At 64.2% G+C, this 17,862-nt stretch carries 19 protein-coding genes; 6 read left to right on the plus strand and 13 right to left on the minus strand.

From position 1 onward, the window contains the following. Positions 1-4 precede the first annotated feature (4 nt). The 3 genes from BMX04_RS02950 to BMX04_RS02960 form a co-directional block, all read right to left on the minus strand. On the minus strand, positions 5-526 hold the full coding sequence (locus BMX04_RS02950) for a gamma carbonic anhydrase family protein (RefSeq protein ID WP_074784921.1): 522 nt from the start codon (positions 524-526) through the stop codon (positions 5-7). Next, complete coding sequence (gene gmk, locus BMX04_RS02955; protein WP_074784922.1) at positions 523-1,164, minus strand: guanylate kinase; 642 nt, start codon at positions 1,162-1,164, stop codon at positions 523-525. The genes BMX04_RS02950 and gmk overlap by 4 nt, the downstream gene beginning before the upstream one ends. A gap of 63 nt (positions 1,165-1,227) precedes the next feature. Then, positions 1,228-2,118 (minus strand): YicC/YloC family endoribonuclease, encoded by an 891-nt coding sequence (locus tag BMX04_RS02960; protein ID WP_074784923.1) that lies wholly within the window; start codon positions 2,116-2,118, stop codon positions 1,228-1,230. Between the two features lie 273 nt (positions 2,119-2,391). On the opposite strand from BMX04_RS02960, the gene BMX04_RS02965 reads away from it, so the two are divergent. Beyond that, a complete protein-coding gene (locus BMX04_RS02965) occupies positions 2,392-3,027 on the plus strand; it encodes a PAS domain-containing protein (protein WP_074784924.1) in 636 nt (211 codons plus the stop codon). A 100-nt stretch (positions 3,028-3,127) separates the two neighbouring features. Here the strand turns inward: BMX04_RS02965 and BMX04_RS02970 are convergent, their stop codons facing one another. Beyond that, complete coding sequence (locus tag BMX04_RS02970; protein ID WP_074784925.1) at positions 3,128-4,498, minus strand: class II 3-deoxy-7-phosphoheptulonate synthase; 1,371 nt, start codon at positions 4,496-4,498, stop codon at positions 3,128-3,130. Positions 4,499-4,672: 174 nt separating this feature from the next. Between BMX04_RS02970 and BMX04_RS02975 the strand changes: the two genes are divergently transcribed. Further along, positions 4,673-5,674, plus strand: a complete 1,002-nt coding sequence (locus BMX04_RS02975; protein WP_050661603.1) for a GlxA family transcriptional regulator — start codon at positions 4,673-4,675, stop codon at positions 5,672-5,674. A gap of 67 nt (positions 5,675-5,741) precedes the next feature. Here BMX04_RS02975 and BMX04_RS02980 read toward each other — a convergent pair whose 3' ends face one another. From BMX04_RS02980 to BMX04_RS02995, 4 genes are read right to left on the minus strand one after another with little or no spacing between them, the layout of a single operon-like run. After that, positions 5,742-6,830 (minus strand): PQQ-dependent sugar dehydrogenase, encoded by a 1,089-nt coding sequence (locus BMX04_RS02980; RefSeq protein WP_074784926.1) that lies wholly within the window; start codon positions 6,828-6,830, stop codon positions 5,742-5,744. Positions 6,831-6,863: 33 nt separating this feature from the next. Beyond that, positions 6,864-8,792 (minus strand): 1-deoxy-D-xylulose-5-phosphate synthase, encoded by a 1,929-nt coding sequence (gene dxs / locus BMX04_RS02985; protein ID WP_074784927.1) that lies wholly within the window; start codon positions 8,790-8,792, stop codon positions 6,864-6,866. A 24-nt stretch (positions 8,793-8,816) separates the two neighbouring features. Beyond that, positions 8,817-9,683: a polyprenyl synthetase family protein gene (locus BMX04_RS02990; RefSeq protein WP_074784928.1), complete on the minus strand. Its 867-nt coding sequence runs from the start codon at positions 9,681-9,683 to the stop codon at positions 8,817-8,819. 5 nt (positions 9,684-9,688) lie between these two features. Beyond that, on the minus strand, positions 9,689-9,931 hold the full coding sequence (locus tag BMX04_RS02995; RefSeq protein ID WP_074784929.1) for an exodeoxyribonuclease VII small subunit: 243 nt from the start codon (positions 9,929-9,931) through the stop codon (positions 9,689-9,691). A gap of 101 nt (positions 9,932-10,032) precedes the next feature. Here BMX04_RS02995 and BMX04_RS03000 point away from each other — a divergent pair, with 101 nt between their 5' ends. Then, the gene (locus BMX04_RS03000) at positions 10,033-11,007 is read left to right on the plus strand and encodes a phosphotransferase (protein ID WP_074784930.1); all 975 of its coding nucleotides are present in this window, start codon (positions 10,033-10,035) and stop codon (positions 11,005-11,007) included. 3 nt (positions 11,008-11,010) lie between these two features. Here BMX04_RS03000 and BMX04_RS03005 read toward each other — a convergent pair whose 3' ends face one another. The 4 genes from BMX04_RS03005 to BMX04_RS03020 form a co-directional block, all read right to left on the minus strand. Further along, positions 11,011-11,976 (minus strand): DUF3179 domain-containing protein, encoded by a 966-nt coding sequence (locus tag BMX04_RS03005; protein WP_074784981.1) that lies wholly within the window; start codon positions 11,974-11,976, stop codon positions 11,011-11,013. A gap of 92 nt (positions 11,977-12,068) precedes the next feature. Continuing rightward, complete coding sequence (locus tag BMX04_RS03010; protein ID WP_074784931.1) at positions 12,069-12,860, minus strand: DUF4336 domain-containing protein; 792 nt, start codon at positions 12,858-12,860, stop codon at positions 12,069-12,071. 5 nt (positions 12,861-12,865) lie between these two features. Further along, positions 12,866-13,414: a peptidylprolyl isomerase gene (locus BMX04_RS03015; RefSeq protein WP_074784932.1), complete on the minus strand. Its 549-nt coding sequence runs from the start codon at positions 13,412-13,414 to the stop codon at positions 12,866-12,868. After that, complete coding sequence (locus BMX04_RS03020) at positions 13,407-13,913, minus strand: peptidylprolyl isomerase (RefSeq protein WP_074784933.1); 507 nt, start codon at positions 13,911-13,913, stop codon at positions 13,407-13,409. The genes BMX04_RS03015 and BMX04_RS03020 overlap by 8 nt, the downstream gene beginning before the upstream one ends. Before the next feature lie 133 nt (positions 13,914-14,046). Here BMX04_RS03020 and BMX04_RS03025 point away from each other — a divergent pair, with 133 nt between their 5' ends. Continuing rightward, on the plus strand, positions 14,047-15,237 hold the full coding sequence (locus BMX04_RS03025; RefSeq protein WP_074784934.1) for a phosphoglycerate kinase: 1,191 nt from the start codon (positions 14,047-14,049) through the stop codon (positions 15,235-15,237). Between the two features lie 363 nt (positions 15,238-15,600). Beyond that, positions 15,601-16,494 (plus strand): fructose bisphosphate aldolase, encoded by an 894-nt coding sequence (locus tag BMX04_RS03030; protein WP_074784935.1) that lies wholly within the window; start codon positions 15,601-15,603, stop codon positions 16,492-16,494. 12 nt (positions 16,495-16,506) lie between these two features. Here BMX04_RS03030 and BMX04_RS03035 read toward each other — a convergent pair whose 3' ends face one another. Further along, complete coding sequence (locus BMX04_RS03035; RefSeq protein ID WP_074784982.1) at positions 16,507-17,112, minus strand: response regulator transcription factor; 606 nt, start codon at positions 17,110-17,112, stop codon at positions 16,507-16,509. Positions 17,113-17,355: 243 nt separating this feature from the next. Between BMX04_RS03035 and BMX04_RS03040 the strand changes: the two genes are divergently transcribed. After that, complete coding sequence (locus BMX04_RS03040; RefSeq protein ID WP_074784936.1) at positions 17,356-17,850, plus strand: putative pterin-binding protein; 495 nt, start codon at positions 17,356-17,358, stop codon at positions 17,848-17,850. Positions 17,851-17,862 lie beyond the last annotated feature (12 nt).

Raw genomic sequence — 17,862 nt, forward strand, 5'->3', positions numbered from 1 at the left:
CGCGTCAGACCTCGCTCAGCCCGGCGCGAAACCGTCGCATGTTCTGCTGGTAATGCAGCGCGCTCGCCTTCAAACCCTCGATGGCGGCCTCATCGAGGCTGCGGATCACCTTGCCCGGCGCGCCCATCACGAGGCTGCCATTGGGGATTTCCTTGCCCTCGGTAATGAGCGCCCCGGCCCCGATCAGGCAATCGCGGCCTATCCTTGCTCCATTGAGCACCGTGGCCCCCATCCCGATCAGGGAATTCTCGCCGACGGTGCAGCCATGCAGCATCGCCTTGTGGCCGATGGTGCACCCCGCGCCGATCACCAGCGGATACCACATGTCGGTATGCATCACGGTGTTTTCCTGCACATTCGTGCCAGCACCGATATGGATCACCTCGTTGTCCCCGCGCAGCGTGACGCCGAACCAGACCGAGGCCCCGTCGTCCAGAACGACCTTGCCGATCAGATTGGCATCGGGGGCGACCCAGGTATCCTCGGCGATCTGCGGGCTGTGGCCGTCAAGCGTGTAGATGGTCATAGCGTCTCCTCGAATTCAGCTTGCAAATGGCGGACATGGTCGGTCAGCCAGGGTTGCTGTCCACGGCGCAGGCGGGTGGCCTCGATGATTGTCCGCAGCCGCGCCTCGGTCGCGTCGAGATCGTCATTCACCAGCACGAAATCATAGCCATCCCAATGGCTGATCTCGTCCCAGCTTTTCTGCATGCGGCGCGCGATTACGTCGGGGCTGTCCTGTCCCCGTGTCTCCAGCCGTCGGTGCAATTCGCGGATCGAGGGCGGCAGCAGGAAGATCGACAGCGTATGCGCGCCAAGCGCCGAGTTGCGGATCTGCTGCGCGCCCTGCCAGTCGATGTCAAAGAGCACGTCACGCCCGGCATTGATCGCGGTCTCGACCGGCCCCTTGGGCGAGCCGTAGAAATTGCCGAAGACATGCGCATGCTCCAGCATCTCGCCCGCCGCCACGTCGCGCTTGAACCGCTCCTCGCTCAGGAAATGGTAATCCTGCCCGTCGACCTCGCCCTCGCGCGGGGTGCGCGTGGTGGCGGATACCGAAAAGGAAATCGTCGGGTCCCAGCCCCGCAACCGCCGCGACAAGGTGGATTTGCCCGCGCCCGACGGCGAGGAGAGAATGATCAACAACCCGCGCCGGTCCGTCATCGCGTCGCTTCCCCTGTCTTCATCTTGCCAAAAATATCCAGTCCGCCCTTTGCGGCGCGTCTCTCATTCGACATTCTGCACCTGTTCGCGCATCTGGTCGATCGCCGTCTTGAGCGCGAGGCCGATCTCGGTGAGGCCCGCATGCTGCGCCTTGGAGCACAGCGTATTGGCCTCACGGTTGAATTCCTGCGCCAGGAAATCAAGCTTGCGCCCAATTGGCCCGCCTTCGGCCAGAAGCGTGCGCGCCGCGCCCACATGGGCGCGCAGGCGGTCGATCTCCTCGGTCACGTCGAGCTTCACGGCCAGCATCGACAGTTCCTGCGCGATGCGCGCCGGGTCGGTTTCTGGCGCAGCCTCGCTCACCCGCGCGAGCGCTGCGCGATGCTGGCGGGCGATATCCTCCTGCCGGGTGGCGAGAAGATCGGCGGCAGCCTCGGTCAGCCGCGCGATCTCGTCCAGATGGCCCGCCAGCACGCTGCCAAGCGCGGTCCCCTCATCGGCCCGCATGGCGACAAAGCTTTCCAGCACCGGCTCGAAATCCGCGAGGATCGCCTGCCCGAGAGCGGCCGTATCGGGATCGGGCGGCGCAGTCTCCAGCACCCCGCGCAGCGCCAGAACATCGGCGGCATTCGCGGGCGCCAGCGTGAGGCCCTGCGCCATGGCGCGCGCCTCGACCTCGGCCATGGCCGCTAGAACCGCATCGAGCGCCGCAGAATCAAGCCCGACCGTGGCCGCCTCGACCCCGCCCTGAACCCGCAGGCTGACGGTGACATTGCCCCGGCCAAGCGCCGATGTCAGCCGCGTGCGCAGCCCCGCCTCCAGCCCTTCGATCCAGTCCGGCACCCGCAGGCGCAGGTCGAGCCCCTTGCCGTTGACGCCGCGCAGTTCCCAGGCCCAGGCGTGATCCGCATGGCGTCCCTGGCGGGTGGCGAAGGCGGTCATCGAGTGGATCATGGGCATCGGGCCTCTGGGCAGGAGCAGTGAATGATCCCCTCCTAGAGCGCCCGCGCCGGGCTGGCAAGCCGCTCTGCGGCTGAGCCGCTCTGCACGGCGAGGCCACGAGAGGTTAACCAATCCCCGCAAATTTTAGACACTTGCGAGACAATTTGTGCCAATCTCAACGCACCGCACGCAGCCGCAGAGGCGGCTTAACGCGGCGCATGAAGGCTGTCGCCGGATAGCTTAGGATGCGGCACAGGCCACAAGACACGACAAGAGGATGATGCCATGCTTGATGATGCAAGACCGATGGAGACCGCCGGGCAGGAGCCGCGCGTAGAGGCACATCTGCGGGCATTGCACGCCTATTGGAACGAGGCCCGGCGCGGGCAGGATGTGCCCAAACGCGCCGATATCGACCCGCGCCGGATCGAGCCGCTCTTGTCCAACGCCTTCATCGCCGAACGCATCGCGCCGGGTGTCACCCGGCTGCGGGTGGCGGGGATGCACCTGAGCGAGATCATGGGCATGGAGGTGCGCGGCATGCCGTTGTCGTGCCTCATCGCACCGCCGGCGCGCGACGCGTTCGCGCTGCACCTGGTCGGTCTTTTCGAAGGTTCCGCCACCTTGCGGATGGAGTTGCGCAGCCCCGGCACCCTCGGTCGTCCGGAGATGCGCGCCACGCTGTTGATGCTGCCCCTGCGCAGCGATCTCGGCGATGTATCCCGCACGCTCGTCTGCCTCGTGACGCGGGGAGCCTCGGGCCGCGCACCGCGCCGGTTCGAGATCATGAGCTGCCGAGCAACCTCGCTCGCCGGGATCGAGGATGCGGGCAGCTTTCAGGTCCTTCCCGGCGGGCTCAGCGGCACGGATCGCGGCCGCAGCAAAAAACGCGGCCGCGCATATCTCCAACTGGTGACCTAAACGGGAAGGCCCTTGCAAGGGCCTTCTACCGCGCTTTGAAAAGTGCGGGTCAAGCCGTTTGCAAACGGCTTGGCGCTGCGATCGCGGGTGGCGCGATCAGTCAGACCGCCTGCGCCTGCTTGCGGTCGTCGCGCAATACCTTGAGTTCCTCGGCCACGAGGAACGCAAGCTCCAGCGATTGTGAGGCGTTGAGGCGCGGATCGCAGGCGGTGTGATAGCGGTCGCTGAGGTTTTCGTCCGACAGGGCCCGCATACCGCCGGTGCATTCGGTGACGTCCTGCCCGGTCATCTCGAAATGAACCCCGCCCGGGATCGTGCCCTCGGCGCGGTGAATGCCGAAGAACTCCTGCACCTCGCGCAACACCGCCTCGAACGGCCGGGTCTTGTAGCCGGTGGCCGATTTGATCGTGTTGCCATGCATCGGATCGCAGACCCAGAGCACCTTCGCGCCTTCTTCCTCGACCGTGCGAATGAGGCGCGGCAGATTATCCGCGACCTTGCCCGCCCCGAACCGCGCGATCAGCGTCAGACGCCCGGCCTCGTTGCACGGATTGAGCGTCGCCAGCAGCCGCTTGAGATCGTCGGAGGTCATCGTCGGGCCGCATTTGAGGCCGATGGGGTTCTGCACGCCGCGCAGAAATTCGACATGCGCGCCGTCGGGCTGGCGGGTGCGGTCGCCGATCCACAGCATGTGGCCGGAACCGGCCAGCCATTTGCCGGATGTGGAATCAAGCCGCGTCAGCGCCTCTTCGTATTCCAGCAGGAGGCTCTCATGCGAGGTATAGAAATCCACCGTCTGCAGGGTATGCGCCTGCGCGCTGTCGATCCCCGCCGCCGTCATGAAGTCGAGCGCATCGGCGATATGATTGGCCATTTCACGATATTTCGCGGCCTTCTCGCTCTCGGTGAACCCGAGTGTCCACTGATGCACCTGATGCATGTCGGCATAGCCGCCCTTGGAAAAGGCGCGCAGCAGGTTCAGCGTCGCCGCCGCCTGAGTGTAGGCCTGCAACATCTTTTCGGGGTTCGGGATACGGGCCTCGGGGGTGAAGGCCAGTTCGTTGATGATGTCACCCCGGTAGCTGGGCAGTTCCAGCCCTTCGACCGTCTCTGTCGGCGCGCTGCGCGGCTTGGCAAATTGCCCGGCCATGCGGCCAACCTTCACCACCGGCACCTTGGCCCCGTAGGTCAGCACCATCGCCATCTGCAACATCACCTTGAACGTGTCGCGAATGGCATCAGCCGAAAACTGGTCGAACGCCTCGGCGCAATCGCCGCCCTGCAACAGGAACGCCTCGCCGCGCGAGGCCGCGCCAAGCTGCGATTTCAAACGCCGCGCCTCGCCAGCAAAGACCAGCGGCGGATACTGTGTCAGACGGGCCTCGACCGCCGCGAGGGCGGCGGCATCGGTATAGTCCGGCATCTGCACCCGCGGCTTCGCGCGCCAGCCCGATTTCTGCCAATCCGTCATGTTTCAGTCTCCGCTTTATCGAATGTCAGGCCCGGTCTATACTAAAGCCACGCCCAAGAGGCCATACAGGAGTTGCAGGAATCGCCTGCAATCGCCACCTCATGTCTTGTCAATCGCGACGGTTTCGTGACACAGGCGAATGATGGCCGGACTGTCCGGGGATTCGGAAGAGCTATGAAACCTGAGACCGCGAAAATCGATGTCGATGCGCCGAAAGCGCCCAAGCGCTTTATCTTCGTGCTGCTCGACAATTTCACCCTGCTGAGCTTTGCCTCGGCGGTGGAATGCCTGCGTATCGCCAACCGAATGGCCGAGGCGGAACTTTACAGCTGGGCGCTGACCGGAGATACCGACGACATCATCACCTGTTCCAACGGCGTTCGCTTCCACGTGGACTCCCCGCTTGCGGAACTCGGCCGCGAGGATGTGGTGATCGTCTGCGGCGGGGTCGATATCCAGAAGGCGGCCACCAAGAAAATGCTGAACTGGCTGCGCCGCGAGGCGCGCCGGGGCCTGCGCATGGGCGGGCTTTGCACCGCATCCTATGTCTTGGCCAAGGCCGGTCTGCTTGATGGCAAGCGCGCGACGATCCACTGGGAAAACCACGACGCCTTCCTCGAGGAATTCGACGAAGTGCAACTGACCAAGTCGGTTTTCGTGATTGATGGCAACCGGTTTACCACGGCGGGCGGCACCTCCTCGATCGACCTGATGCTCAACATCATCGCGGACGATCACGGCGAGAAGCTGGCCAATGCGGTGGCCGATCAGCAGATTTATTCCTCGATCCGCACCGATCAGGACACGCAGCGCCTGAGCGTGCCGACCCGGATAGGCGTGCGCCACCCCAAGCTGAGCCAGGTCATCCAGATGATGGAGGCCAATATCGAGGACCCGATCAGCCCCTCGATCCTGGCGCGCGAGGTCGGCATGTCGACCCGACAGCTGGAACGCCTGTTCCGCCGCTACCTCAGCCGGAGCCCCAAGCGATATTACATGGAACTGCGGTTGCAAAAGGCGCGTAACCTGTTGATGCAGACCGACATGACGGTGATCAACGTGGCGCTTGCCTGCGGCTTTGCTTCGCCCTCGCATTTCTCGAAATGCTACCGCGCGCATTACAACACCACGCCCTACCGCGAACGCGGGGCGCATACCTCGCGTCTGTCGGTCTGATCTCGAACAACGCGCCGCTTTCTTGAAAAGAAAGCGTCCCGAAATCTTTTCAAGATTTCGGCCTACCTCAGCGCGTGATCCGATAGGCCGCGCCTTGTCCGACACTCAGGAACCAGATCGCACCATCAGGGGCCTCGACGATATCGCGCACGCGCGATGTCTCGGCAGAGTCCAGTCTCTCCACCTCTGCCAGCGGTGTGCCCTTGAGCCGCGAGATCATGTCGAACTTGAGCGACCCCACGAAGATATCGCCGCGCCAGTCGGGAAACATGTCGCCCTGATAGATCATCATGCCCGAGGGCGCGATCGAGGGATCCCAGTAATGCGCGGGCTGCTTCATGCCCTGCTTGGCCGTGCCCTCGCCGATCTTCGCGCCCGAATAATGCCGCCCGTAGGAAATCACCGGCCAGCCATAGTTTGCGCCCTTCTCGACGCGGTTCACCTCGTCGCCACCGCGTGCGCCATGCTCGACAACCCAGAGAGTGCCCGACCCGTCTAGCGCCGCACCTTGCGAATTGCGGTGCCCGTAGGACCAGATTTCCGGCTGTGCGCCGGGCGTGTCCACGAAAGGGTTGCCGGCGGGCACCGACCCGTCGCGCGCGATGCGGATCACGGAGCCGTTCTCGCGCCCCAGATCCTGCGCCGAGGGGCGGTCGCCGCGCTCGCCTATGGTGGCGTAAAGATAGCCGTCGCGCCCTTCGACCAGACGCGAGCCGAAATGCCGCCCGCCGGACGAGCCAGGCTCCATCTCGAAAATCACCGAGAGGTCACTCAGCCGATCCGCACCCGGGTCAAGCCGCGCCCGGGCGATGGCGGTGCCCTCCCCGCCGGATTGCGGCTTGGAATAGGTGAAATAGACCTCGCGGCTCTGCGCGAAATCGCGCGGGATCAACAGGTCGAGCAAGCCGCCCTGCCCGCGCGCTGCGATGTCCGGCAGGCCGTTGATCGCGCGGCTTTGCCCGTCTGCGATATGCAAAAGCCGCCCGTCGCGCTCGGTAATGAGCATCCCGCCATCCGGCAGAAACTCCAACGCCCAGGGCGCATCAAGGCCATCGACCACCTTTGTCACATTGAGCGGCCCGGCGCTTGAGTCGAGCGCATGGGCGGGGGCTGCGGCGACACCAATAGCGAAGATGAAAGCGGTGAAACGGGTCATGGAAATCTCCTTTCCCGTCTCAAGATAAGCACGTCAGGCGCGTTTGCCACTCACCTGCGCGATATCGAGCAGATCGAGCACCCGCGCCTCGATATCCGACGCGTTGAGCCGCGCCGTGCCATACATATCCGCCGGGCTTGCCTGGTCTATGAAGATATCCGGCAGCACCATGGAACGGAACTTGAACCCGTCATCAAACACTTTAGCTTCGCTCAGAAAGTGGCTGACATGGCTTGCAAATCCACCGATAGCGCCTTCCTCGATGGTGATCATCGCCTCGTGGTTCTCGACCAGATCGAGGATCAGCGCCTCGTCCAGAGGCTTAGCAAAGCGGGCATCCGCCACGGTCGGCGTGATCCCGCGCGCGCGCAATGCCTCACTGGCCTCCATCACCTCCTTGAGCCGCGCGCCATAAGACAGGATCGCAACCCGGCTCCCCTCCTGGATGATCCGCCCCTTACCGATCTCCAGAGGCTCGCCGCGTTCCGGCATGGTCACACCCGACCCCTCGCCGCGCGGGTAGCGGAAGGCAATCGGCCCGTCGTCATGTGCCGCCGCCGTGGCCACCATATGCACAAGCTCCGCCTCATCGGCAGCGGCCATCACGACAAATCCCGGCAAGTTGGCAAGGAAGGCGACATCGAACGCGCCCGCATGGGTCGCCCCATCGGCCCCCACCAGCCCTGCGCGATCAATGGCAAAGCGCACCGGCAGGCGCTGAATGGCCACATCATGCACCACCTGATCGTAACCGCGTTGCAGGAAGGTCGAATAAAGCGCGCAAAACGGCTTCATCCCGCCCGCCGCGAGACCGGCGGAAAACGTCACCGCGTGCTGTTCCGCAATGCCCACATCAAAACAGCGCGACGGGTAGCGTTCGGAAAACAGATCGAGCCCGGTGCCATCCGGCATCGCTGCCGTGATCGCGCAGATCTTGTCGTCCCTTGCGGCCTGATCAAGCAGCGCATTGGCGAACACCTTGGTATAGCTCGGCGCGTTCGAGGGGGCCTTTTTCTGCTCGCCGGTCACCAGATCGAACTTGGCCGTCGCGTGGCCGCCATCGCGGGCGCGCTCGGCGGGTGCATAGCCCTTGCCCTTCTTGGTCAGCGCGTGAATGAGGATCGGCCCCGTGGCCCGCGCCTTGACCGTGCGCAGCACCGGCAAGAGCTGCTCCATGTCGTGCCCGTCGATCGGCCCGACATAGGAAAACCCCAACTCTTCAAACAGCGTGCCGCCAACGGTCATGCCCTTGAGCATGTCCTTCGCGCGTCGCGCACCTTCCTGAAAGGGTGGCGGCAGGAGGGAAATCGCCCCTTTGGCCGCGGCCTTGAATTCCTGAAACGGCTCGCCCGCGTAAAGCCGCGAGAGATAGGACGAGAGCGCACCCACAGGCGGCGCGATGGACATTTCGTTGTCATTCAGGATGACGATCAGCCGCTTGCCCAGATGGCCCGCGTTGTTCATCGCCTCAAACGCCATGCCCGCCGACATTGCGCCGTCGCCAATAATTGCGATGGCGTCGCCATGCCCGGTCGGACAGGCCCCGCCCAGATCACGCGCCACGGCAAAACCGAGCGCGGCACTGATCGAGGTGGAGCTATGCGCGGCTCCGAACGGGTCATAGGGCGATTCAGAGCGCTTGGTGAAGCCCGACAGCCCATCCTTTTGCCGGATGCTGCGCATACGGTCGCGCCGCCCGGTCAGGATCTTGTGCGGATAGCTTTGATGCGACACGTCCCAGATGATCTTGTCACGCGGCGCGTCAAACACGTGATGCAGCGCCACCGTGAGTTCCACCACGCCCAATCCCGCGCCCAAATGCCCGCCGGTCTCAGATACCGCCGCAATGGTCTCGGCGCGCAGTTCATGTGCGAGGGTCTCAAGCTGCCCGTCGCTGAACCGCTTGAGATCGGCCGGGCTTTGCGCCTGATCAAGGAGCGGGGTGGTCGGGCGGTCTGGCATAGGGCCCCTCCTTGGGGGAAGTGTTCAGCTCTGGCGCGAGATAACGAAGCGGGCAAGCTCCCGCAAGCCGTCGGCACGCGCCTCGTATACAGATAGCGCGTCACAGGCGATCTCAACAAGGGTCGCGGCGCGGGTTTTCGCCCCCTCCAGCCCCAGAAGGGACACGAAAGTGGCCTTGCCCGCCGCGGCATCCTTGCCCACGGCCTTGCCGACCTGAGCCGCATCGCCGGTCACGTCGATCACGTCATCCTGGATTTGAAAGGCCAGCCCGAGCGCCCGGGCATAGGCCAAGAGCGGCGCCGGATCGGCGCGGCCCATGCGCGCGCCTGCCGTGGCCGACCATTCGATCAGCGCGCCGGTCTTGCCCTCCTGCAAGGTGATGATCTCATCGAGGGTAAGCGGGGTCTCGGCGCTTTCTGCGGCAATATCGCGGGCCTGCCCCAGCACCATCCCCTGCCCACCAGCGGCCCGCGCGAGCGTGTGGGTCAGCTCGGCGCGCACATCCGCCCCGAGACCCGTCTGCGGATCGCTCACCAGCTCAAACGCCAGCGATTGCAGCGCGTCGCCCACCAGAACAGCCGTGGCCTCGTCCCAACGGACATGCACCGTGGGCTGACCCCGGCGCAGATCATCGTCATCCATCGCGGGCAGGTCGTCATGCACGAGGCTATAGGCGTGCAGCGCCTCGATGGCGCAAGCGGGCCAGAGCGCCGCCGCCGCATCCACCCCGTGCAGCCGCGCGCTCTCCATCACCAGAAACCCGCGAATGCGTTTTCCGCCGCGCGTGGCATAGCCCATGCCCTCGGTCACCGGACCGGGCGGGAACAACCCGAGCACGAGATCAAGCTGCGCCTGAATGGCACCAGCATCGGCGGCGAGCCTGCGCTTCATATGCCTCAATCGTCCGAAACGGGGCGCGTGCCGGTCGGCTGGCCGTCGCTGTCGAGGGTGATCGCGGCGACCTTTTCCTCGGCCTCCTTGAGCTTGGCCTCGCAGCGCTTCTTCAACTCCGCCCCCCGCTCATAGAGCGTGATCGACTCGTCAAGCGCCACATCGCCGCGCTCCAGCCGCCCGACCACCTGCTCAAGCTCTTTCATTGCCTGTTCAAAGCTCATCTCGCTGACGGGGGTATCGGGCATGGGAGATCCTGTTGCTGAATTTGCCAGCATCACCTTAGACGGGCCATGCGGCGGGTGCAATTCGGTTGACGCCGATAGGGGGCTGGGAAAGATTGGGCGACATGTCACAGCCTGCCTATCCCACTGCCTCTCATGTGCCCGACCCCGAGGCGCTGATGGCCGTGCAGGCGCGGCTGGCCGAGGCGCGCGCGACCGAACCGGCGCTGGAGGAGGCCTGCATCGAAGAGGTGCTGCGCATCGTGCCCGGCAAGCGCGCGGTGCTGGCGGGGCTCTGGCAAGAGCGCCCCGCGATCTTTCGCATGGTCGAGCCCACCGAGATCGAGTGGCAGGCGCGCGAATGGCGCGAGGCCAGCCGCATCTGGCCGCATATGCAGGGCGTGCGCTACCGGGTGGCAGAGCCGCTCGCGTATCTGCCCGAGGTCGGCATCATGGTGGTCGAGCGGGTGCCGGGCACGCCGCTGCTGGAGCATCTTTGGTCGGCACCCGCCGAGAGCCGCGCCGCCCTGATGCCGCGTGCCGCGGCGTGGTTGCGCCGCTACACGGATGTGACAGAGGCGTGGCGCGCGACCAACCCGGCGGGCTGGCTGGCGCGGGCCGAACGCGCGGCGGCGGCCCAGCCCTTTGCCCGGCTGCGCGGGATCGAGGCAGACATTCTCATGCAGTTGCAGCGGCTGGCAGCGATGCTTGACGGGGCGGAATGGCGAATCGCCATCTGTCACGGCGATTTCCACCCCAACAACCTCGTCCTTGACGGTGAGCGCCTGACCGGCATCGATCTCGGGGCGTCGTCGCGCATGCCGGTGACCAAGGATATCGCCCGATTTCTTGCCCATATGGGACGGCGCGGCATGCTGCCTTCGGGCCAGCGTTATCTCGGGGTGGACGCGCAGGGCATCGAGGCTTTCGTCGATACCTTTGCCCTGACCGAGATGGAGCGCACCCGTACCCTGCCCTTCTTTCTGGGCATAGAGGCGCTGATCCGCGTCGAGAACCGGCAGATGAAAAACGGGCGTGTCCGCCACGCGCAAGAGATGTATGCCGCCCTGCGTGACGATCTCGCTGCGTTGACAGCCTAGCAGTTACCGCACCATCCAGGTGCCATTCGGCCAGAAGGCGTGAAAGGCGAAGGCGAACATCACGTCATGCGGCACGTCGCGCCCCTGCCCGTCGCGCACCCGCACCGTGCCCACGTCGCGCCCCTTGGCGATGGTGCCGTGATCGAGCGCCGAGGCCTGACCCTTTTGCCATGAAATCGCAACGCCCGCCTCGCGCACACCACCTTCATTGCGGATGCGGGTCAGCGGCCACGCCCGGTCGCCCACCCGCACCACGCGTTCCAGCGGCGGAATGCCGTGCGGTGGGGCCTCTCCGTTATAGAGGAACGGCCGCGCGGAACTGTCATAGCCCTGATAGGGATTGCGCCCGTAAGAGCGGTTGAAATCGGGCTCCGCCATTACCAAACCTTGCGGATGGCGGGCGCGGAACTGATCCCAGCTTTCCATCCAGCTTGGCAATTGCCGCAACTCCGCCCCGGTCATCTGCCCCACGATCCCCTCGCCGATGGCCTGCTGCCACCAGCTCTGGGTTTCGCGGTCATACATCACCATGTCGGAATGGCGCAGCTTGCCCGAGACGCCAAAACTCAGCACCTTGCCCTGCACCCGCCGGTCAAAGGTGATGCCGGAATTGCACAAGGGACAGAAGGTCACCGCCACCGGAATACCGCCGATCTGGTCGTTGACGATCTCGTGCCATGTCAGGTAGCGGATCGGATAGGCGCGCGGGGTCTGGCCGTCGATCTCGACGGTGATCACAGGCTCATTGCCCGCGATGCCCCGCTTGTCGCCAGCGCGCAGGAATTTCGGGTCATCAATCGCCGGGATACCGTCCTTGGGCGGCCCGCCCGACATGATCTCGGACCAGTTGTCTACACTGGTCTTCTGGAAATTCGTCTCCGGCCATTCATGTCGCCACTGGCTCGGGTTTGCAGTGGCCAGACCGGCGATCAGCAGAAGCGATGTCACAAATGCAAGAAAGCGGGTCATGCGGGGCACCTCGGGCAGCGGTGAGCGATACCGCAATCATGCCGCTTACCCGGGATTCGAGCCAGCCACCCCCACGCGATTGTGAGGGGATGTCAGCCTTTGCCCGCCTGTTTCTTCTTGGCGCGGGTCAACTCGCGATCCCACATGCGGTCGCGGAGCAGGCGGCGAAAGGCGCGCTCCAGTTCCGCCACGCCATTGCGATCATAACACCGCCCATGCGCGAGGATGATGCGCTCGGGGGCCCAGCCGATCATCTCCTCGACACTGTCGGCCATGGCGCGCTTGTCGCGGAACATCCAGCGGATGCCGGGCGGCGTCTTACCGTCGCTGTCGTCGATGCCCTTGATCCAGGCGAGCGGGCGAAGATGCGCGGGCAGCTTGGCGGTCTCGATGGCGGTGATCAGATCGGTCAGGATCAGGCTGCGGCTGGCGTGGTGAAAGAACACCGCCTCGTGAAACCGCGTGCTCCCTTGCACGATGCGTTGGTCAAGTTGGCCTGCCCATGGTCCCTCGGCCTCCTCGGCCCGCAACTCGCGGTCAAAGCTGAGGCTCAGCCCATTCTTCGCCGCCCGCTCCACCACCCCCGGCGCGGCCCAGCTTTTTGCCTTGGGCCAGGCGGCCTGCCACTCGGCGATATGGGCAAAATGGAACGGGTTCGGGGCCACGAGGTGGCGTACCTCTCCGAGTCCATCCAACTCTGCACGCAGTCCTTCGGTCAACCGCGTCGGCGAATGCACCCAGAGGTTTCTATTCCTAAGCCTCACCACGGTGGCGCGCGTGGAGAACGAAAAACCATAGCTGCGGATGGCCGGGCCGTCGATCAGCCATATCCCCTCCCCCCAGGGCTTGAGGGTATCGAGCGGCTCGTATCCGGTCCCGGCCATGCGCGTTACTCGGTCACCGTGACCTTTTCCATCACGTCCGGTTGGCCGACAACGGCCCCGTTCGACCCGCGCCCGCGCTTGATCGCATCGACCACGTCCATCCCGTCAGTGACCTTGCCGACGACAGTATATTGCCCGTTCAGGAATTCGCCCGCGTCGAACATGATGAAAAACTGGCTGTTGGCCGAATCCGGGTTCTGGCTGCGTGCCATGCCCACGACCCCGCGCAGGAACCGCTCGTCAGAGAACTCGGCGGCCACATCGGGGCGGTCACTGCCGCCCATGCCCGCGCGGCTCATGTCGCCACCGTCGAGCTTGCCGAACTGCACGTCACCGGTCTGCGCCATGAAACCTTGGATCACCCGGTGAAAGACGACGCCGTCATAGGCGCCCTCTTCGGCCAATGCGGTGATCTGCTCGACGTGGTTCGGGGCGATATCCTCGAAGAGGTCGATGGTGACACTGCCGTCGGCCTCGCCAGCGACTTCGATCTGAAGGCCGGTCGCGAGCGCAGGACTGGCCAGCAGGGAAAAGACAAAGGCTAATTTATGCATCGGCAGCCACCTTGACGCTGATCATCCGGTCGGGGTTCGCAGGCGGCTCGCCCTCGGCGATCGCATCGACATGCTCCATGCCGGAAATCACCCGGCCATAGACGGTGTATTGCCCGTTGAGGAAATGGTTGTCCTTGAAATTGATGAAAAACTGGCTGTTGGCCGAATTCGGATTCTGGCTGCGCGCCGCGCCCAACGTGCCGCGATCATGCGGAATCTTGGAGAACTCGGCCTTGAGATCGGGCAGGTCGCTGCCGCCGGTCCCGGCCCCGCGCGGGTTATAGTCCTTTTCCATATTGGCGTGCTGCACGTCGCCGGTCTGCGCCATGAAACCGTCGATCACCCGGTGAAAGGCCACGTTGTCATACTGCCCGGCGCGCGCCAGTTCCTTCATCCGTTCGCAATGGCCCGGTGCGATATCGGGCAAAAGCTCGATCGTGACGGTGCCGTCCTTGAGCTCTATCAAAATGGTGTTCTCGGGGTCCTTGATCTCGGCCATCGGGCGCTCCTTCATTGAAATCTACCCGATATCTAAGACGAACGCGCGCCCTTGCCAAGCACGCAGGTTGACCTCTTGACCCTGCCGCGCCAATAGGGGCGCGACACGGGAACAACACGGAGGCCGCCGCGCCATGAGCTGGAAAACCCTCGACGACATGGACCTTGCGGGCAAGCGCGTGCTGGTGCGTGTCGATATAAACGTGCCGGTGGACAAGGGCGTGGTGACCGATGCCACACGGATCGAGCGGATCAAGCCGACGATCATCGATATCCTCGATAAGGACGGCAAACCGATGCTGATCGCCCATTTCGGACGACCCAAGGGCAAGGTGGTGCCCGACATGTCGCTGCGCGTCACTGTTCCCGCGCTGGAACAGGCCTTGGGACGCAAGGTGCGGCTGATCGAGACGCTTGAGGGCGCCGAGAACCTCACCGAGGAAGCGCGCGCCGCCGATGTGCAGCTGTTGGAAAACATCCGCTTTCATCCGGGCGAAGAGGGCAACGATCCTGAGTTGGCGCAGCGTCTGGCCGCGCTTGGCGATGTCTATTGCAACGACGCGTTCTCGGCGGCGCACCGCGCGCATGCTTCGACCACGGCGCTCGCCCATCTGCTGCCCGCCTGCGCGGGCCGCCTGATGCAGGCCGAATTGCAGGCGCTCGAGGCGGCGCTCGGAAATCCCGCCCGCCCAGTGATGGCCGTGGTCGGCGGGGCCAAGGTCTCGACCAAGCTCGATCTACTCGGCAATCTCGTGGAAAGGGTCGATTGTCTCGTGATCGGCGGCGGCATGGCCAATACGTTCCTCGCCGCCATGGGGCTCGATGTGGGCAAGTCGCTGTGCGAACACGAAATGGCCACGACCGCCCGCGAGATCATGCTCAAGGCGGGTGCGGCTGGCTGTGAGATCCTGTTGCCCGCCGATGTGGTCGTGGCGCGCGAATTTGCCGAAGGCGCGGCGCATGAAGTGACGGGCGCGCATGCCTGCCCGGCGGATGCGATGATCCTCGATGCCGGACCGCAAGCCGTGGCGCGCATCATTGCTGCGATTGACGCGGCCAAAACGCTGATCTGGAATGGGCCTCTCGGGGCGTTCGAGATCGCGCCCTTTGATACGGCAACCAATGCTGCCGCGAAACACGCCGCCGCGCGCAGCCGCGATGGCGCGCTCATTTCGGTCGCGGGCGGCGGAGATACGGTCGCAGCGCTGAACAAGGCGGGTGCGGCGGAGGACTTCACCTATATCTCCACAGCCGGCGGCGCCTTCCTCGAATGGATGGAAGGCAAGGACCTGCCGGGCGTCGCGGCGCTCAAGGGTGAGGGGTAAGGGGCTGTTGGCCTTGAGGGGACATTGCTGACCCGTAGAAGGTGCCGCGTGATCGCAGGGCCGGGGACTGGCGCTGCAACGGTTGTTGCTCGCACTTTTATGCCAGCCAAGTCATCGTAACTTCGACACGTTGAGCGCCGTATCAAATCGCCAGGCCGCGGGACGGCCCGGCGATCGCGCGGCACCTCCGGTGCGTTTCGCGCGGGTGGTGCGTATGTCCGCTTCAGCCCATAAACACCCCTTCATCGCTGTCCCGGTGTCCAAACCGCCCCGTGCACGCTCTGTTAGCGCCACCACGATTGCAGGGCGCGCGCCCCTCGCCTAAGAGGGCGCAAAACGTATCGTGATTCAGGGGGACCAGCCATGTCGCAGGCCGAGCAAAGACAGAAACTCCGCGAAGGACAGGGCTTTATCGCAGCACTCGATCAATCGGGCGGCTCCACCCCCAAGGCGCTGCGCCTCTACGGTGTCGAGGAGGGCGAATACGCCTCCGATGCCGAGATGTTCGACCTGATCCACGCCATGCGCGCCCGCATCGCACAGGCCCCGGCCTTTACTGGCGACAAAGTGCTGGGTGCGATCCTTTTCGAGATGACGATGGACCGTGAGATCGGTGGCAAACCCGCCCCCGATTTCCTCTGGCAAGAGCGCGGCGTCGTGCCCTTTCTCAAGGTCGACAAGGGACTGGCCGACAGCACCGACGGCGTCAAGCTGATGAAGCCGATGCCCGATCTCGACGCCTTGCTTGCGCGTGGGGCCAAGGCGGGCATTTTCGGCACCAAGATGCGCTCGGTCATCGACGCGGCCAATCCGGCGGGCATCGATGCCGTTGTCGCCCAGCAATTCGAGGTCGGAACCCAGATCCTCGGGCACGACCTCGTGCCGATCATCGAGCCCGAAGTCACGATCTCCATCCACGACAAGGCCGAGGCCGAAGACATCCTGCGCGCCGCGATCCTGGCACAACTCGACGCGCTGCCCGAAGATCACGAGGTGATGCTCAAACTCACCCTTCCCGAAACCGACAATCTCTACGAGGCTCTCGTCAACCACCCGCGCGTGCTGCGTGTCGTGGCGCTCTCGGGCGGTTACAGCCGGGAAGAGGCCAATGCGCGCCTCGCCCGGAACACGGGCGTGATCGCCAGCTTCAGCCGCGCCCTCACCGAAGGTCTCTCGGCACGGCAATCGGATGCCGAGTTCAACGCGACCATCGCCAAGTCGATCGACGATATTCACGCGGCATCGGTCGCAGGCTAACCGCTCGCGCGCTCAGGCATAGCCCATGTCACGCGCCAGCATCGCGGCATGGGTGCGGTTCTTTGCGCCCAGCTTGCGTGACAGCGTCTTGAGATGCAGCTTGACCGTCACCTCCTGAATGTCGAGATCACGGGCGATTTCCTTGTTCGACTTGCCTTCGGACACCCCCACCAGGACATCGCGCTCGCGCGGGGTCAGGCGCGGGCACTCACCTATCGGGGCATCCTCTTCGAGAAAGTCGAGCGGCGCGTAAATCTCGCCCACCAGCATGTGATGCACCGCCGCGATCAGCGAGTGCGGATCCAGTGTCTTGGGCAGGAATCCCGCCGCACCCGCGCGCAGCGCACGCCGCGCCACGTCAGGCGGTGCGGTGCCTGACAGGATCGCCACCGGACAGCGCGCCTGCGCCTTCATCCGTGCAAGCCCGGTCAGGCCGTCCATACCAGGCATCTGGAAATCCAGCAAGACAAGGTCAAACTGCGTCGACTTTCCGACCACCGAAATCGCGGCATCGAATTTATTCGCCACTTCGGTGACAAAGCCGCCCTGAACCCGCAGGAAATCGGCGATGGTCTCTCGCACGAGATCGTGATCATCCGCCAATAAGAGCCTGACCATGTCGTCCTTTTCCATTCAATCACTGCGCGCGGCATCTGTCGCCACCCCGGCGCTTGCATTCTTTATGCCGCACGAACATCGATGACAATCATTGGATCATATTTTGGCATCGCGTCTTTCAGAACCCCGGGTTTCGCAATCGCGCGACACGACCATGGGTTGTGCGGCCTCTCCATCGGCATAGGGGGATGGCCAAACCGGCATAATTGATCAGACTGGCGCAAATTTTTTCCGGAGACAACCATGTTCAAATCAGCTTTTCGCGCGGTGTGTGCCGCGATCTTTACCAGTCTCATAATCGCGATTCCGCCCGAAGCGACACAAGCCCAAACCGAACCGACCCTCACCATCACTGATCCGCAACTTGACGCCCCCGTCATCCTCAGCCGCGCCGACCTGATGGCCCTGCCGCGCACCGAGTATGTCACGACAACGATCTGGACAGAGGGGCCGCAGCGCTTTTCGGGTGTGTCGCTTCACGATCTCATGGATCACCTGAAGATCGAGGCGGTAATACTGGAGTTCATGGCGATAAACGACTATTCCATTACCGTGCCGGTCTCCGAGATCGGGCAGGACAACCCGATGATCGCCTATGCGCGCAACGGCGAGCCAATGAGCCTGCGGGAAAAAGGGCCCTTCTGGCTGGTCTACAACTATGATTCCGATCCGGCCTTTCGGACCGAAACGGTATATTCGCGCAGCATCTGGCAGCTGGACCGAATCACCGCCCGCTGACTCCTGCACGCG

Origin of the sequence: Roseovarius tolerans (assembly GCF_900109855.1) — a bacterium.
GTDB lineage: Bacteria > Pseudomonadota > Alphaproteobacteria > Rhodobacterales > Rhodobacteraceae > Roseovarius > Roseovarius tolerans.

Bases quoted from the DNA above. Each gene is read 5' to 3' on its own strand.
- BMX04_RS02965 (WP_074784924.1), top strand. From the start codon at position 2,392: ATGCTTGATGATGCAAGACCGATGGAGACCGCCGGGCAGGAGCCGCGC.
- gmk (WP_074784922.1), bottom strand. From the start codon at position 1,164: ATGACGGACCGGCGCGGGTTGTTGATCATTCTCTCCTCGCCGTCGGGC.
- BMX04_RS03030 (WP_074784935.1), top strand. From the start codon at position 15,601: ATGTCGCAGGCCGAGCAAAGACAGAAACTCCGCGAAGGACAGGGCTTT.
- BMX04_RS03005 (WP_074784981.1), bottom strand. From the start codon at position 11,976: ATGACCCGCTTTCTTGCATTTGTGACATCGCTTCTGCTGATCGCCGGT.
- BMX04_RS03015 (WP_074784932.1), bottom strand. From the start codon at position 13,414: ATGCATAAATTAGCCTTTGTCTTTTCCCTGCTGGCCAGTCCTGCGCTC.
- dxs (WP_074784927.1), bottom strand. From the start codon at position 8,792: ATGCCAGACCGCCCGACCACCCCGCTCCTTGATCAGGCGCAAAGCCCG.
- BMX04_RS03040 (WP_074784936.1), top strand. From the start codon at position 17,356: ATGTTCAAATCAGCTTTTCGCGCGGTGTGTGCCGCGATCTTTACCAGT.
- BMX04_RS02980 (WP_074784926.1), bottom strand. From the start codon at position 6,830: ATGACCCGTTTCACCGCTTTCATCTTCGCTATTGGTGTCGCCGCAGCC.
- BMX04_RS02960 (WP_074784923.1), bottom strand. From the start codon at position 2,118: ATGATCCACTCGATGACCGCCTTCGCCACCCGCCAGGGACGCCATGCG.
- BMX04_RS02990 (WP_074784928.1), bottom strand. From the start codon at position 9,683: ATGAAGCGCAGGCTCGCCGCCGATGCTGGTGCCATTCAGGCGCAGCTT.
- BMX04_RS03025 (WP_074784934.1), top strand. From the start codon at position 14,047: ATGAGCTGGAAAACCCTCGACGACATGGACCTTGCGGGCAAGCGCGTG.
- BMX04_RS03035 (WP_074784982.1), bottom strand. From the start codon at position 17,112: ATGGTCAGGCTCTTATTGGCGGATGATCACGATCTCGTGCGAGAGACC.
- BMX04_RS03000 (WP_074784930.1), top strand. From the start codon at position 10,033: ATGTCACAGCCTGCCTATCCCACTGCCTCTCATGTGCCCGACCCCGAG.
- BMX04_RS02970 (WP_074784925.1), bottom strand. From the start codon at position 4,498: ATGACGGATTGGCAGAAATCGGGCTGGCGCGCGAAGCCGCGGGTGCAG.
- BMX04_RS03020 (WP_074784933.1), bottom strand. From the start codon at position 13,913: ATGGCCGAGATCAAGGACCCCGAGAACACCATTTTGATAGAGCTCAAG.
- BMX04_RS02975 (WP_050661603.1), top strand. From the start codon at position 4,673: ATGAAACCTGAGACCGCGAAAATCGATGTCGATGCGCCGAAAGCGCCC.
- BMX04_RS02995 (WP_074784929.1), bottom strand. From the start codon at position 9,931: ATGCCCGATACCCCCGTCAGCGAGATGAGCTTTGAACAGGCAATGAAA.
- BMX04_RS03010 (WP_074784931.1), bottom strand. From the start codon at position 12,860: ATGGCCGGGACCGGATACGAGCCGCTCGATACCCTCAAGCCCTGGGGG.
- BMX04_RS02950 (WP_074784921.1), bottom strand. From the start codon at position 526: ATGACCATCTACACGCTTGACGGCCACAGCCCGCAGATCGCCGAGGAT.